This window comes from Candidatus Tisiphia endosymbiont of Nemotelus uliginosus, from assembly GCF_964264835.1.
GTDB lineage: Bacteria > Pseudomonadota > Alphaproteobacteria > Rickettsiales > Rickettsiaceae > Tisiphia.
The window spans coordinates 1,057,309-1,072,590 of the sequence record NZ_OZ183485.1; the positions used below are offsets into that span (position 1 = coordinate 1,057,309).

At 36.3% G+C, this 15,282-nt stretch carries 8 protein-coding genes and 1 rRNA gene; 8 read left to right on the top strand and 1 reads right to left on the bottom strand.

The window, feature by feature from the left end; translation table 11 throughout:
- Nucleotides 1-7: 7 nt before the first annotated feature.
- Nucleotides 8-1,087, bottom strand: a complete 1,080-nt coding sequence (locus ACFELV_RS04605; protein ID WP_375326208.1) for an IS4 family transposase — start codon at nucleotides 1,085-1,087, stop codon at nucleotides 8-10.
- A 110-nt stretch (nucleotides 1,088-1,197) separates the two neighbouring features.
- On the opposite strand from ACFELV_RS04605, the gene ACFELV_RS04610 reads away from it, so the two are divergent.
- The 8 genes from ACFELV_RS04610 to ACFELV_RS04650 all read left to right on the top strand — a co-directional run bounded on the left by ACFELV_RS04610 (nucleotide 1,198) and on the right by ACFELV_RS04650 (nucleotide 15,074).
- Nucleotides 1,198-1,962: a CDP-alcohol phosphatidyltransferase family protein gene (locus ACFELV_RS04610; protein WP_375327515.1), complete on the top strand. Its 765-nt coding sequence runs from the start codon at nucleotides 1,198-1,200 to the stop codon at nucleotides 1,960-1,962.
- Nucleotides 1,963-1,976: 14 nt separating this feature from the next.
- Nucleotides 1,977-3,017, top strand: coding sequence for an HlyD family secretion protein (locus ACFELV_RS04615; protein WP_375326957.1), 1,041 nt, complete (start codon nucleotides 1,977-1,979; stop codon nucleotides 3,015-3,017).
- A gap of 114 nt (nucleotides 3,018-3,131) precedes the next feature.
- On the top strand, nucleotides 3,132-4,691 hold the full coding sequence (locus ACFELV_RS04620) for a DHA2 family efflux MFS transporter permease subunit (protein ID WP_375326958.1): 1,560 nt from the start codon (nucleotides 3,132-3,134) through the stop codon (nucleotides 4,689-4,691).
- A 43-nt stretch (nucleotides 4,692-4,734) separates the two neighbouring features.
- Entirely contained in the window at nucleotides 4,735-5,145 is a 411-nt protein-coding gene (locus ACFELV_RS04625; RefSeq protein WP_375327516.1) for a Na+/H+ antiporter subunit E, read from the top strand.
- 29 nt (nucleotides 5,146-5,174) lie between these two features.
- Nucleotides 5,175-7,973: a 2-oxoglutarate dehydrogenase E1 component gene (locus tag ACFELV_RS04630; protein ID WP_375326959.1), complete on the top strand. Its 2,799-nt coding sequence runs from the start codon at nucleotides 5,175-5,177 to the stop codon at nucleotides 7,971-7,973.
- Between the two features lie 82 nt (nucleotides 7,974-8,055).
- Nucleotides 8,056-9,249, top strand: coding sequence for a 2-oxoglutarate dehydrogenase complex dihydrolipoyllysine-residue succinyltransferase (gene odhB, locus ACFELV_RS04635; protein WP_375326961.1), 1,194 nt, complete (start codon nucleotides 8,056-8,058; stop codon nucleotides 9,247-9,249).
- Between the two features lie 138 nt (nucleotides 9,250-9,387).
- On the top strand, nucleotides 9,388-12,021 hold the full coding sequence (locus tag ACFELV_RS07810; RefSeq protein WP_410521659.1) for a pentapeptide repeat-containing protein: 2,634 nt from the start codon (nucleotides 9,388-9,390) through the stop codon (nucleotides 12,019-12,021).
- Between the two features lie 286 nt (nucleotides 12,022-12,307).
- Nucleotides 12,308-15,074 (top strand): 23S ribosomal RNA (locus ACFELV_RS04650).
- Nucleotides 15,075-15,282: the final 208 nt, after the last annotated feature.

A 15,282-nucleotide genomic window follows, 5' to 3' on the forward strand; every position in this document is an offset into this window, starting at 1 on the left:
CCCACACTTATTGTTGAAGTTGAAAAGCATGCATAATGTGTTTTCGTAGTAATGAAAACAACATAGCAGGGGTATCACTTAACGAGTTATAAAAATAATCTTTTATCCAATCAAATCCGTAAGTAAATAATGAGTATAATTTACGACCATGTTTTTTGATCTTTATAGGATAAATTTTGTTCTTAATGTCACCAGCAAGCACGCAAATAGCTAAGGATAAAGATACTATTGCAAATAGTTTTTCCAGCTTTTTTTGATCTGTAATGTGGGTATCTTCAATATTAAATCCAGATGACTTGAGAGACAGAAAAGGTCGCTCAATGCTCCACCTCTGCTTATATGCTAGCAAAGCACATTCACCAATAAGCACATTACTAGCAATAAATAGTTGCTCTCTTTCTAATTGCAAACAAGTTATTTTAATTGCCATACCATTGTAAATTTTGCTTTCTATAGTTTTAGTGTCACCCATTTGCATATCGGCAAAACATTTATTCAACTTCATCTTGCCACCGTTGAAATGCTTGACCTTCTCACTTTTTCTTAGCCTGATAGCAAAAGGTAATTTTTGGATTCCACCCATATATTGCAACCATTCCTCACCAACAAATTCCCGATCGGCAAGGATAAGCTCTATCATTTCCTTAGGTATAATTGTTAAAATTTGCTCAATCAATTTCTTTCTTTCATTAGTAGAAGAGTTGCCTTTTTTATCAAGTAACAACCATGCTATAGGAATTGAAATATTACCATAAACGATAGTTGCAACAAAAAAATTCAAATTTTTAATACCAAATTGCCAGCTGGTTCTATCTATGGCAAGGCTAATTTTACCTGTTAGACAGAGCAATTTAACAATAATTTTCCCTAAACTTATAAAGCACATATTTTGTTCTAAAAGCAAACGCTCAACTTTAACAATCTTGGCATGCAAATTGCCTTTAGAAGCGACATACAGTGCTAATTCTTTGATTCTCACAGTTTTAGCTTTTACTACTGCACAAATTAATTCTGCAAATGTTTTAATTCGTGCTGGGTGCCAATCTAAAAATATGTATAATATTTGGTATAGTGATTGAGAGTCCATTAATACCTCCTGTTGCTTGTTTCTCAGCGGAGATTAGTGACTCTCAGTCACTTATTCAATTTATTATTTTAACCCTCCTGTAAAATCTGTGGGGTACTATGAGGTACAAGTTGTTAAAAATACGTAAGGTTAAAATAACTAAGCCCATTCCTTTTATCAAGTTATTACCTAATTTTATTACTTTATTAGGTCTAGTAGTTGGAGTTAGTGCGATTAGATTCGGCTTAGATGGTAGATGGGAAAAATCGGTATATTGTGTCTTAGTGGCCGCAGTAATTGATGGGCTGGATGGTAGAATAGCACGCATGCTAAATGCTACTAGTCCCTTTGGAGCAGAGCTGGATTCATTATGTGATTTTGCTAATTTTGGGGTAATCCCGGCTTTTCTGGTATATTTATGGTCATTCCAGCAATATGAATATAAAGTTCTCTCTTGGGGGTGTATATTATTATTTATCGTATGCATGGTACTTAGGCTTGCACGATTTAATACCGCTATTTTTCATGTAGCTCATAATAAAAAAATGGAGCGTTTTTTTACAGGAGTTCCTGCTCCTTGTGGAGCCTTACTTGCGTTAATTCCAATGATTTTAGATTTTGAAATAAGTAGTAGATTAGGAATTAGTATACGTGCGCATACCGTAATTATAGATTTATATATTGTGGTAGTAGCTTTTTTACTTGCTAGTAGATTACCAACTTTTTCTACAAAGAATATTAATATAAAACATGAATATCTCTCCCTTGCAATGATTGTATTTGCAGTAATTATAATAAGTCTTATAATATATCCATGGTATTTATTTCCCTTAATGGCTTTGTTATATGTATTGTCTATACCTGTTTGTTATTTCGTTAATAAAAAATTTTATTAAATTATAGCTAGTTTATGCGTAAGTTATATAACAAATATAAATCTCATCTTTATTTTAAATATGCTGTAGCATTAGGTAGTATATTGGCTGTATATCTGGCTTATAGAATTTATACTTGGATTAATACTGAAGCAACAGATAATGCGTATATTGATGCTGCGATCTCGAATATTAGCTCTGAAGTAGGCGGAGTAGTAGTGAAAGTACATGTATTAGATAATATGGTAGTAAAGAAAGGAGATCTTATAGCTGAGATTGATGATAGTGATTATAAATCACGCCTTGCTTCAATTGAAGCCTCTATTAACACCTCTATCAAGGATATAGAAGTGATAAAGCAAAAAATTGTAATAGGAGAGATTAGTCTCAAGCAAAGCCGGGAAGCTTTAGCGTTCGCTAATACTAATTTTGAAGCTAATTCCACGGATTACAAAAGGACTGTAGAACTTAATAAAGAAAACTTTGCTAGCAATAAAATACTAGATACTTCAAAAGTTAATTTTACTAAAGCAAAGACTTATTATAATCAAGCGCAATTAAACTTGCAAATGGCTGAACAGAATTTACAACTTTTGTCTCTTGAAAAAGCAGCTGAAGAAGAAAAATTGAAAGGGTTATTGCAGGATAAAAATGTCGTAGCTCGTAGTTTGCGTAATACTAAACTTATAGCGCCTGTTAATGGCATCTTAGCCAATAGCAGTTTACAAGTAGGGAATTTTATTAATCCTGGTAGAATATTATTTTTTATTGTGCAAGATGAAAGATATATAAGAGCTAATTTTAAAGAGACGCAAATTGCCAAATTCTTACCTGACCAAAAGGTTAAATTACGATTTGATTCAATACCTAAACAAGTAGTATATGGGAAGATACGTAATATATCGCCAGCGACTGGCTCAAAATTTAGTTTGATACCTACTGATAATGCTACGGGTAATTTCACTAAAATTGTTCAGCGAATTCCTGTTTTGATAGATTTTGAGTTGCCTGACAACATTCATCGTAATAAATTAGTGCCAGGGATGTCAGTTGTAGTATCAGTTAGCACTAATTGACACACCCCACCCATAGCCGCAATTTCTGGAGCTATCTATTGCTTTACATATGGACTATAGTCATGTTATATCATAGAGTAAGGCAATTTTTAAAATTCTTGTATAGATTGATATATGGCCCAAGATTCTGGCTACAGTACATTATCCAATAAACAGTTGCTTGCATTTTTTGCAATGATAGTAGGGATGTTCATGGCGATATTGGATATCCAGATTGTAGCTAGTTCTTTATCTGCTATTGCAGCAGGTCTTTCTGCCTCTAGCGATGAATTATCTTGGGTTCAAACATCCTATTTAATAGCCGAAGTAATTATAATTCCCATGACTGGTTTTACCGCCAGGTTACTTTCTACCCGCATTTCCTATTTTGTTGCTACTTTAGGCTTCACCATCATGAGTGTTTTGTGTTCACTTGCTACTAATATTGAATCAATGATTATTTTTAGGTTCTTTCAAGGTTTTTTTGGTGGAGCAATGATACCGACTGTTTTTAGTATAATATATATAATTTTTCCTGCTTCAAAACGTCCAGCAATTACTGTAATAGTTGGGCTAGTAGTCACTATAGCTCCAACCTTAGGCCCTACCCTTGGGGGGTATATCACTGAGTATTTATCTTGGCATTTTATGTTTTTATTAAATGTTATTCCTGGTATTTTTGTATGTATTGTCATATATTTATATGCGGATTTCGACAAGCCAAATTACCATTTAATTAAGAATTTTGATTTGACAGGCATCAGTATACTTAGTATTACTCTTGCGTGTTTGCAATATGTATTAGAAGAAGGTGGTAAGAAAGGGTGGATGCAAGATAGTTATATATTATTTTTAATAATTTTGGTGGTAGTGGGTTTTATTTTATTAATTATTAGAGAACTGACTTTTGCCAACCCAATTTTAGATTTAACAACTTTTTCTAATAAAAACTTTACTTTTGGCTGTGCCTATTCTTTTGTTATTGGTATTGGCCTTTATGGCGCAGTATATTTATTACCATTATTTTTATTTGTGGTCTCTGGTTTTAATACAGTCCAAATTGGTTTTACTATGATGGTTACAGGAATAGCGCAATTTTGTTCTGCTCCTTTAGCAGGAAAAATGCTAGGGTCTGGTATGGATTTAAGAATTATGCTAGCTTGTGGCCTTGCTATGTTTGGTTATGGTTGTTATTTAAATAGTTTCTTAACAGTAGAAGCAAAATTTTATGAGTTTATATTGCCGCAATTTGTAAGAGGATTAGCATTAATGTTTTGTTTTTTACCAACTAATAATATTGCTCTTGGATCTATGAGTAAAGAGAAAGTAGGAAATGCCAGTGGATTATATAATCTTACACGTAATTTGGGGGGAGCAGTTGGGCTTGCAATTATTAATACTATGCTTACTGATAAGACAAAAATTTTTACTCAATATATCAATGAAAATATTTCCTCTACTTCTATGTCTGCTTTAATGAAATTAGATTTTTTACAGCAATTGTTGAGTAGCAGAGTGATTGATCATGAAAAAGCAGCATTTTTTTTATTAGCTAGTAATATACATGAACAAGCGTTTGTGATGGCAATAAATAATATATTTAAGTCTATAGGCTTATTATTTTTCATAGTGATGTTGTTATTACCTTTTACTGGCCACACTAATATTAAGGACGATAAGATGAATGTACACTAAGATTTTTACTGCTGCTGCTTTGTTCTTACTGTTACTTGGCCTTATGGGGTTTCCTGCTAGCGCTGAGCAGTATCTATACCTAATGCTTCCCATTATCTCTTACTTATTTGCCAGGAAATTTCAGTTAATACCTAAGCGGATTTATTGGAGCTACCATAGTGTATTATATTTTATCTGGTTAGTAAAAGAAATATTAATGTCTAGCTTCAGGGTAATAAAAATTATATGGAGACGCAACCTTGATTTACAACCAGTATTTGTGTGGATCGAGCATGGGCAAGGTGATGATCCAAATATTATATTATATGCTAATTCCATAACTCTCACTCCTGGAACTGTAACCCTTGATGTCACCAATAACATGTTATTGGTTCACGCTTTGGAACAATCATCAATTGATCACCTAAAATTTAGTAATTTATCTATAGGGAAGAGGATTAAACGAATTTCGTAGAGCGATTTTAGAATAAGGAATAAAATAATATGAATAACGATTTAAGACAGGCCAGTTTTTTATTTGGTAGCAATGCGGTTTTTGTAGAAGAACTGTACCAGCTCTATTTATTAGATAAAAATGCGGTAGATGAAAGTTGGCACAATTATTTTCAAAATATTAACGATAATAAGCAAAAGCAAGCTAGTAAAAGTACCGCAAAAATTATTACTCAGGCTAGAGAAGAGGGATCGTTAAGTACTAAGGAATCTTCTAAAGTAGCAAATATCTTACGTGCAAAAGCGATGATTGCTGCTTATCGCAAATATGCTCATTATTTAGTACAGCTAGATCCCTTAGAGCTTGAATTCCCTAAAACTAAAAATGATTTAGGGCTTAATATAGAAAATTTCGGTTTTACTAATGATCAGTTAAATAGCATTATAGATTTTGATAACAAATTTTTGGCAGTAAAATCTTGTACTCTTGTTGAATTGATTGCGTTACTCGAGCAAGCCTATGCTAAAGATATAGCCATAGAATTTGATCATATAATAAATAAAGAAGAAAAAGCTTGGTTATGTGATCAGATAGAAAATAGACAAAATAATCTTACTTTATTACAAGAGAAGAACAAGATATTACAAGATTTAGTTGAAGTTGAAGGATTTGAACAATATTTACATGTAAAATTTCCAGGTGCAAAACGTTTTTCAATAGAAGGATCTGAAGCTGCAGTAGTAGCGATAGATCAAGCGGTAGATATTGCTATGCGTCAGGGGGTGAAAGAGGTGGTAATAGGGATGTCCCACCGAGGTAGGCTTAGTACTTTAGCTAAAGTAATGGCCAAGCCTTATAAAGCCATAATGGCTGGTTTCATAACTGGTAGTTCCTTCCCAGAGGATTTGAAGATTGCAGGAGATGTAAAATATCACGTAGGATATTCAGCGGATAAAGAAAGAGAAGGGAAAGTAGCCCATCTTTCTATGGCATTTAATCCTTCGCATTTAGAGGCAGTGAATTCTGTAGTGGCAGGTACAGTGCGAGCAAAACAAGATACAATAAACGATATTGACCGCAAGATTGTGCTGGGGATTTTGGTGCATGGGGATAGTGCGTTTTGCGGACAAGGAGTAGTGGCTGAAAGCTTATCTATGTCAGAGTTAAAGGCTTACAATGTCGGAGGTATTGTTCATGTGGTTATTAATAATCAGGTTGGTTTTACCGCCAATAGTATTGATACTAGAAAAAGTAGATATTCTACGGAATTTGCTAAGATAATTAATATTCCTATTTTGCATGTAAATGGCGATAATATTGAAGCAGTATTAAATTCTATTAATATTGCTGTAAATTATAGACGGAAATTTGCTAAAGATATAGTTGTGGAAATAATTTGTTATCGTAAATACGGCCATAATGAAGGGGATGAACCTATGTATACTCAAGGGCCTATGTATAATATAATAAAGAATAAACAATCTCTAGCTACTATTTATGCAAATGCTTTATTAATGCAAGGAGTAATTGCAGAAAATTATTGCTCAACATTAAAAGAACAATTTAAAATAAAATTAGATGAGGAGTATGAGCAAGCTAAAAATTATCAACCTAAACCCCAATATTTAGAAAAATTATGGTATGGTTATAAGCGGGAAGATAACAGCTCAGTAGTGACTGGCGTTAATGAAAAAATTTTGCAAGAGCTAGGGATTAAGCTTTGTCAAATACCCAAAGATTTTACGTTAAATTTAAAACTTACTAAATTATTTGAGGCAAGAGAAAATATCTTAAGGGAAGGGCGCCCTATTGATTGGGCAACTGCCGAACAATTAGCGTTTGCTAGTTTAGTAAATTCAGGAGTAAATATACGTTTTACTGGGCAAGACTCTGGGCGGGGCACTTTTTCGCATCGTCATGCAGTATTACGTGGTCAGCTAGATTATAATACTTATATTCCACTAAATAATCTCTCTAAAAACCAAGGAACTTTTGAGATTGCTGATAGTAATTTGGCTGAATATGCGGTACTTGGTTTTGAATTTGGTTATTCATTAGTTAATCCAAAAAATTTAGTGATTTGGGAAGCTCAATTTGGAGATTTTGCAAATGGGGCCCAAATTATATTTGATCAATTTATTTCGAGTTGTGAAGATAAATGGCTTAGGATGAGTGGGATAGTGGTATTATTACCACATGGATATGAGGGACAGGGCTCAGAACATAGTTCTGCAAGACTAGAGCGTTTCCTACAGCTGGCGGCGAATAATAATATACAAGTAACTTACCCAACGACGCCAGCTTCATTTTTTCACTTATTACGCAGACAAATATATAGTATTAGCCGTAAGCCATTAATAGTGATGTCACCAAAATCATTATTAAGGCATAAAATGGTGGTATCTCTTCTTTCGGAGCTAGGTGAGCATACTAGTTTTCATCCAGTGTTAGATGAAGTGAATAGTGAAATAAATGCCGCAATAGTTAAACGAGTAATATTATGTACTGGTAAGGTATATTATGACTTAGTAGCAATGAGATCAGAAAAAAACCTTCTTGATAGGGCAATTGTTAGGCTTGAGCAATTATATCCTTTGGCAAAAAATGAGTTAATTAAAATATTAGCTAAATATAGCGGGGCTAAAGAATTTATTTGGTGCCAAGAAGAGCCAAAAAATATGGGGGCGTGGAATTTTGTTAGAGAGCATTTAAATGATTGTTTACAAGAGCTATCATTTAATAATCGGTTTCAATATGTAGGAAGAGAAGAATCAGCTTCTCCTGCTACCAGTGCGCTCTCTGTCCATAATAAACAGCAACAGCAATTGGTAAAAGAGGCCATGAAATAAAGTTATGCTCAAAGAACAAAGATATTAATGAATGCTTATTATTTAATAAGTTTTAAAGAAGTAAATAGGAGAATATAGTAATATGACCATTGAAATTATAGTGCCATCTTTAGGAGAATCTGTATCGGAAGCGACTATTGCTAAATGGCATAAAAAAGCAGGAGATCTTGTCAAAGTGGATGACTTGATTTTAGAACTTGAGACAGAAAAAGTAACTCTGGAAGTGAATGCTCTTGCCTCTGGTGTAATGAGTAAAATCTTAAAAAATGAAGGAGAAACGGTTGCTGTTGGAGAGAGCGTAGGGCAGATAGTAGCAGGGGACGCTTCCATTGTAGTTGCGTCTAACCTGCCGCAAGGGGTAAATATTCCGCCCCTTGCAAGTATCAGCAAGAGAGCTCATCCTGTTGCTCCTTCAGTAAAAAGGTTAGTAGCTGAAAACGCATTAAATGTTACTAACATAGAAGGTAGCGGAAGAGAAGGACGGGTTACAAAAGGGGATGTCTTAAAATTCATGAGTTCAACAACTGAGCCTACCCTTGCAGTTACTCCAATGAAAAGTGAGGTTAGCATGGATCAAAAGCAGGTAGAACGCGTTAGAATGTCCAGACTACGTAAGACTATAGCAGAGCGTTTAAAAGATTCGCAAAATACCGCAGCGATTCTCACAACTTTTAATGAGATCGATATGACCAAGGTGATTAGCCTTAGGACCCAATACCGCGAAGAATTTGAGAAGAAACAAGGTGTTAAACTAGGGTTTATGTCATTCTTTGTCAAAGCTACTATTGACGCTTTAAAGTTTGTACCTTCTGTGAATGCTGAGATAGAGGGAGATGAGATAATATATAAAAATTATTATGATATTGGGGTAGCAGTTGGTAGTGAGCAAGGTTTAGTAGTACCAATAGTAAGAGAAGCAGATAAATTAAGCTTTGCAGGAGTGGAGAAAGCAATAGTGAGCTTAAGTAAAAAGGCTAAAGAAGGCAAATTATCCATGCAGGATTTAACGGGCGGAACTTTTACTATTTCAAACGGCGGAGTGTATGGCTCGCTATTATCTACCCCTATTATCAATCCTCCCCAGTCTGGGATTTTAGGATTGCATAAAACAGAAGAAAGGCCAATAGCAGTGAATGGCAAAGTAGAGATACACCCTATGATGTATGTCGCTTTATCATACGATCATCGTATTATTGATGGTAAGGACGCTGTAACTTTTTTAGTTAAAATCAAGGAATTAATTGAAAATCCAGAGAAATTATTACTCAACCTCTAATAAGTATAGCCTTCGTTCTTTAGTTTATAAGTAATGTTACTGCCTTGTTAAGAAACATTATCTTTACCCTGCAAATTATAGTAAAATATACTCAAGAATTAGTGGTGACTAAGTGGATTTATACCAAAAAGGTAATATATGGCTAAGCAAGATGATCAATTAAACAAAAATATGCTCCGGGCGAAATTGATGTTAGACGCAACAGGGACAATAAACGATCCTCTCCAAACTTCTGGGGCTGCAAACACCCCAGAAGGAGAGTTAAGTTTAGAAGAGCTAATAGTGCAAGCTACCCAAGCTCGAGATGAAGCATATGAAAAATTAACTGGCTTAGAAAAATTACGCTATATTGATGGAGATGAAACTGGCAACGCAGAATATGATCAGTTAGCAAAAGTTTTAGAGTTATTGAGGGAGCAAAGAAAGCAAATAACAAACAGCAGAACAGAAGAAGCAGGAGAGGGATGGACGCCATGGCTCAAATATTTGCCTAATGCTATATCCTTAGTAGTTCCAGTCATCCAAAATGGGAAAAAATTACTAAATTTAGGATATTATGGGGCTCAGCTCTTGAGAAAAACCAGTCAATTATCAGCTGATAATTTACCGGCTGATAAAAGAAAAATTTTAGATGAAGAAGTCACAACAATCATATTAAATCTGATTGAAGATGCAGATATAATGGAGGATTTTCTTCCTCGCGATAAAAATATGGATAAACCAATTATTATAAGAGATTTGGTAATTAATTCAGTCATTCCTAACATTACTAACTGCCCTAATATCTTCTCAGGAATCGAGGAAGATTTTGTTAAGCAACTAGCAACGACCTCTTTAAACTTATTAAGTACTACTTTGAAGGTACAAGAGTTAAATCAAAAAGTAAGGGCAATTTTTACAAAATTAAGAACTCCTGATGATAATTCAATGCCAAATATTTTTATCAATAGTGCAGAAATATTGTTTGATCCTAAAGTCAAAAAAATAGTTGAAAATGATTTAATTAAGTTGTTAGAAAATCCTACTAGCCAAACAGCACTTACAAAAATTGCTGCAAATTATCTAGGGGAACACCGTGCTATTCCCGGGCAGCTATTAGAAAATACCCTGTCTTTAATAGTGAATAATAATACAGCTATTTTAAGCAATACTCAAGGGTTACTAAATATTTATAAAGCCTATATGGAGTACCAAGAATCTATAGTAGACTTCTTTCCAAACTCTACTCGAGATGGTAATTTGTACGTCGAGTCTAGGCTCAAATCCTCACGTACATTGAAGTACGCTGCGATTTTGCGCTCCGAGTCTCCTTCAAATTCCCTACCAGAAGCGAGTTTGGAAAGAAATCTAATGAATTTAGAAATAGAGCAAGGTCAGTCTAGTGGTGGTAAGGAAGATATAAAAAAGTTACAGCAACCTTTGATGTCATCTATTCTGGATAATAGCCAGAAAATAATTAATTCTCTTGCTCCTGTTTTAAAATCAGAACTGCCAAAATATTTAGTGGTTAATCAAGGAGATATATTAGATTTTATAAAAACCGTTGCAGTACAAGAGCATCTAATATCCCAAGATTCTGCTAATTTGATTGTTGATGTGGCGCCCACTGCCATTCCATTTATTAATGATTTCTTACCTCTAATAATAAAGCTTGCTGAAGCATGTGTTCAAAATCAAGAAGAGCTAGAAGTAATAGTTGGATACATACAAGATATGATGAATTCTTCTGAGCCTGAACAGTTAAAAGAAGTCTCTAACTTATTAGAATGTTTGGTAAAATTTAAGAATCAAAATCCTAATATTCAGAAAATTGTAGAGCAGGAGATACCTACGCTCTTACTGCGCCATGCTGAACATCTTGGTAATATTATTGAAAGGTTATTATTAGATAATGAGTGGGGCCAGATATTACATCCTAAGGGCGAGAAAATTATTACGATTTTAAGTGATATATTACGTGACTATACTAAAGACATGGCTGAAATATTAAAATTATATAATCAGCAAAAATATCGCGAAATGGTAGTGCTCCACCTAGTGCCGTTGTCAGTTAAATTGTTAATGAAAAAAGAAGTGCTTAGTCTACTGGTAGTTGGAATAGCTAATTATTGCCATTACCTAACTGACAAGTATATTACGTCAAATATCATGAGTGATAAGATAAAGAGTAAAAAAGTCAATAAAATTATAGAAGATATTTCTCCAGAACATAAAGAAGAGCGAATGAAAGTTGGCGACAAATATGATTTAGCGCTAGCATTTAAACAAAATGGCGAAAAGTCAGATAGTGCTATAATTAATTTAGATAATATCTTTATACATAAAAAATTAGAAAATTATAAAATAATAAATTTTATTTTTAATAAAAGTAAATTTCAAAACCCTTCTTTTAAAAATTCTATTTTAGAAAATTGTTCTTTTAAAGAAGCAACTTTTATAAAACCTGTAAGTTTTGTAGGGGCGGTTTTAACAAATTGTTCATTTGAAGGCACTGTTTTTACTACCCATGTAGATTTTTCAGCTACGATTATAGATGAGGTAACTTTATCTACCCTAAGGCCAGTTGTTGAAGAATATAATAAAAATCACCCTACTTTCCCAATCAAGTTAGATAAAACCCCAACTACTCCTGTACAAACTGTTCCTGAGGGAAATGAGAAAATGGTTGCAAGGCAAACCATAGAGTCGCGCAAGGATTTAAGTAAAGTAGACGCTTTAAAAAAGGAACATCAAACAAAGAGTAGTCATGCTAGTGTACCGAGAAGAGGGTAGTATCATAATGAATGGACTATAGTAATTTTTAGTTAAAATAACCGAAAGCGGTAAAAAGTCTAAATAATTATTTAACTATGTAAAATAATGTTTGACATTGCTGTGAATAATGGATATAAAACTTTTACAGGATAATAAACCCTGTAGCTGTTTGAAAAGTTGATAAAACTGAAAACAAATACCTACTACGATTAATAAAAATAAAAATTTATGATCGCGAGTAGATACTGTATAGTGCAAAATTAGTTCTGCACACATCATACAATCTCAAGCTTTAAAAGAATCAAAGTAAATAAAATAAGAGCATTTGGTGGATGCCTTGGCACTAGAAGGCGATGAAGGACGTAATACGCTGCGATAAGCTTTGGGGAGCTGCGAATAAGCTTTGATCCGAAGATTTCCGAATGGGGAAACCCATCTGCTTAGCAGATATCATATAGTGAATACATAGCTATGTGAAGCAAACCCAGCGAACTGAAATATCTCAGTAGCTGGAGGAAAGGACATCAACCGAGACTCCGTTAGTAGTGACGAGCGAACGCGGACCAGGCCAGTGGCTTCAAAATAAAAACTAGAACAACATGGAAAGGTTGGCCATAGAGGGTGATAGCCCCTTATAGGTAAAAAGTTTTGAAGTCCTTGAGTAAGGCGGGACACGTGAAATCCTGTCTGAATATAGGGGGACCACCCTCTAAGCCTAAGTACTCTCTAGTGACCGATAGTGAACAAGTACCGTGAGGGAAAGGTGAAAAGTACCCCAATGAGGGGAGTGAAATAGTACCTGAAACCGAATGCTTACAAGCAGTCGGAGCAGACATTTTATTTATGTTCTGTGACGGCGTACCTTTTGTATAATGGGTCAGCGACTTAGTTTATCTAGCAAGCTTAAGCCGTGAGGTGTAGGCGTAGCGAAAGCGAGTCTGAATAGGGCGACTTTTAGTTAGATGAATTAGACCCGAAACCGAGTGATCTAGCCATGGCCAGGTTGAAGGCGGAGTAATATTCGCTGAAGGACCGAACCCACTACTGTTGAAAAAGTAGGGGATGAGTTGTGGTTAGGGGTGAAAGGCCAATCAAACTCGGATATAGCTGGTTCTCCGCGAAATCTATTTAGGTAGAGCGTTATAGCGATTACCGTCGAAGGTAGAGCACTGGATGAGCTAGGGGGTCCTACCGACTTACCAAACTCAACCAAACTCCGAATGTCGACGAGTACAGCATAGCAGACAGACTATGGGTGCTAAGGTCCATAGTCGAGAGGGAAAAAGCCCAGACCACCATCTAAGGTCCCTAAATCATGACTAAGTGTTAAAGGATGTGGGAAAACCATAACAACTAGGATGTTGGCTTAGAAGCAGCCATCATTTAAAGAAAGCGTAATAGCTCACTAGTCTAAATAAGTTTTCCTGCGCCAACAATGTAACGGGGCTCAAGTCATGTACCGAAGATGTGGATTTGTACTGATAGAGTACAGATGGTAGCGGAGCGTTCCGTAAGCCTGTGAAGGTAAACTGTGAAGTTTGCTGGAGGTATCGGAAGTGAGAATGCTGACATAAGTAGCGATAAAGAATGTGAGAAACATTCTCGCCGAAAGTCCAAGGGTTCCTGCGTAAAGTTAATCTGCGCAGGTTTAGTCGGCCCCTAAGATGAGGCTGAAAGGCGTAGTCGATGGGAATCAGGTTAATATTCCTGAACCTGAGGGATGTGACGAAGATAGTAAATTGTATACACTGATTGGATTGTGTATGCAGTGAATAGCTTCCAGGAAATAACACCCTCGTTAAAGACCGTACCCCAAACCGACACAGGTGGACAGGTAGAGTATACCAAGGCGCTTGAGAGAACGATGCTGAAGGAACTAGGCAAATTGCATCTGTAACTTTGGAAGAAGGATGACCTATATGTGGGCAACCATCTATAGGTGACACAAACTAGGGGGTAGCGACTGTTTATTAAAAACACAGGGCTCTGCAAAGTCAATAGACGAAGTATAGGGTCTGACGCCTGCCCAGTGCTGGAAGATTAAAAGGAGGGGTGCAAGCTCTGAATTGAAGTCCCAGTGAACGGCGGCCGTAACTATGACGGTCCTAAGGTAGCGAAATTCCTTGTCGGGTAAGTTCCGACCCGCACGAATGGCGTAACGATTTCCCCACTGTCTCCAGTATCGACTCAGCGAAATTGAATTCTCCGTGAAGATGCGGAGTTCCCGCGGTTAGACGGAAAGACCCCGTGAACCTTTACTATAGCTTTGCACTGGTATTAGGAATTAGATGTGCAGGATAGGTGGGAGACTATGAAGCAATGGCGCTAGCCGTTGTGGAGTCACCCTTGAGATACCACCCTTTTGATTCTTGATCTCTAACCGAGGTCCTTGAATCAGGATCCGAAACAATGCATGGTGGGTAGTTTGACTGGGGCGGTCGCCTCCCAAAGAGTAACGGAGGCGCGCGATGGTTAGCTCAGGTTGGTCGGAAATCAACTGTTAGAGTGCAATGGCATAAGCTAGCCTGACTGCGAGTCTGACAAGACGAGCAGAGACGAAAGTCGGTCATAGTGATCCGGTGGTCCCGCGTGGAAGGGCCATCGCTCAACGAATAAAAGGTACTCCGGGGATAACAGGCTGATGATTTCCAAGCGTCCATAGCGACGAAATCGTTTGGCACCTCGATGTCGGCTCATCACATCCTGGGGCTGGAGAAGGTCCCAAGGGTTCGGCTGTTCGCCGATTAAAGTGGTACGTGAGCTGGGTTTAGAACGTCGTGAGACAGTTCGGTCCCTATCTGCCGTGGGTGTAGGAAGTTTGAGAGGATCTGCCTTTAGTACGAGAGGACCGAGGTGGACGTACCTCTGGTGGACCAGTTGTCGCGCCAGCGGCATGGCTGGGTAGCTAAGTACGGAAGGGATAACCGCTGAATGCATCTAAGCGGGAAACCCACCTCAAAACTAGACTTCCCTATTAGAGCCGTGGAAGACCACCACGTTGATAGGTCAGGTGTGGAAGCACGGTAACGTGTGTAGCTAACTGATACTAATAGCTCGATTGTTTTACTTTGCTGAGGTTGTATTTGTGTGCAGCATTAATTTTGTAAAATGTAGATTGTTTTTGGTTTTATCAATGTTCAAGTTTGTTATAATAGACTTCTTTGAGAGCTCGCTTCTGGTAGGGAATTTGAAGAAGGCTTTTCGCTTCAAACCCGCAGCGTACTTAAATGTATGTGAGGATTTGAGCCTAGATTCATTGTCCAAATTACCATCTCGCGT

What these genes read in the sequence shown, in the direction of transcription:
- ACFELV_RS04615 (WP_375326957.1), top strand. Translation starts at nt 1,977, where the DNA reads ATGCGTAAGTTATATAACAAATATAAATCTCATCTTTATTTTAAATAT.
- ACFELV_RS04620 (WP_375326958.1), top strand. Translation starts at nt 3,132, where the DNA reads ATGGCCCAAGATTCTGGCTACAGTACATTATCCAATAAACAGTTGCTT.
- ACFELV_RS04625 (WP_375327516.1), top strand. Translation starts at nt 4,735, where the DNA reads ATGGGGTTTCCTGCTAGCGCTGAGCAGTATCTATACCTAATGCTTCCC.
- odhB (WP_375326961.1), top strand. Translation starts at nt 8,056, where the DNA reads ATGACCATTGAAATTATAGTGCCATCTTTAGGAGAATCTGTATCGGAA.
- ACFELV_RS04605 (WP_375326208.1), bottom strand. Translation starts at nt 1,087, where the DNA reads ATGGACTCTCAATCACTATACCAAATATTATACATATTTTTAGATTGG.
- ACFELV_RS04630 (WP_375326959.1), top strand. Translation starts at nt 5,175, where the DNA reads ATGAATAACGATTTAAGACAGGCCAGTTTTTTATTTGGTAGCAATGCG.
- ACFELV_RS07810 (WP_410521659.1), top strand. Translation starts at nt 9,388, where the DNA reads ATGGCTAAGCAAGATGATCAATTAAACAAAAATATGCTCCGGGCGAAA.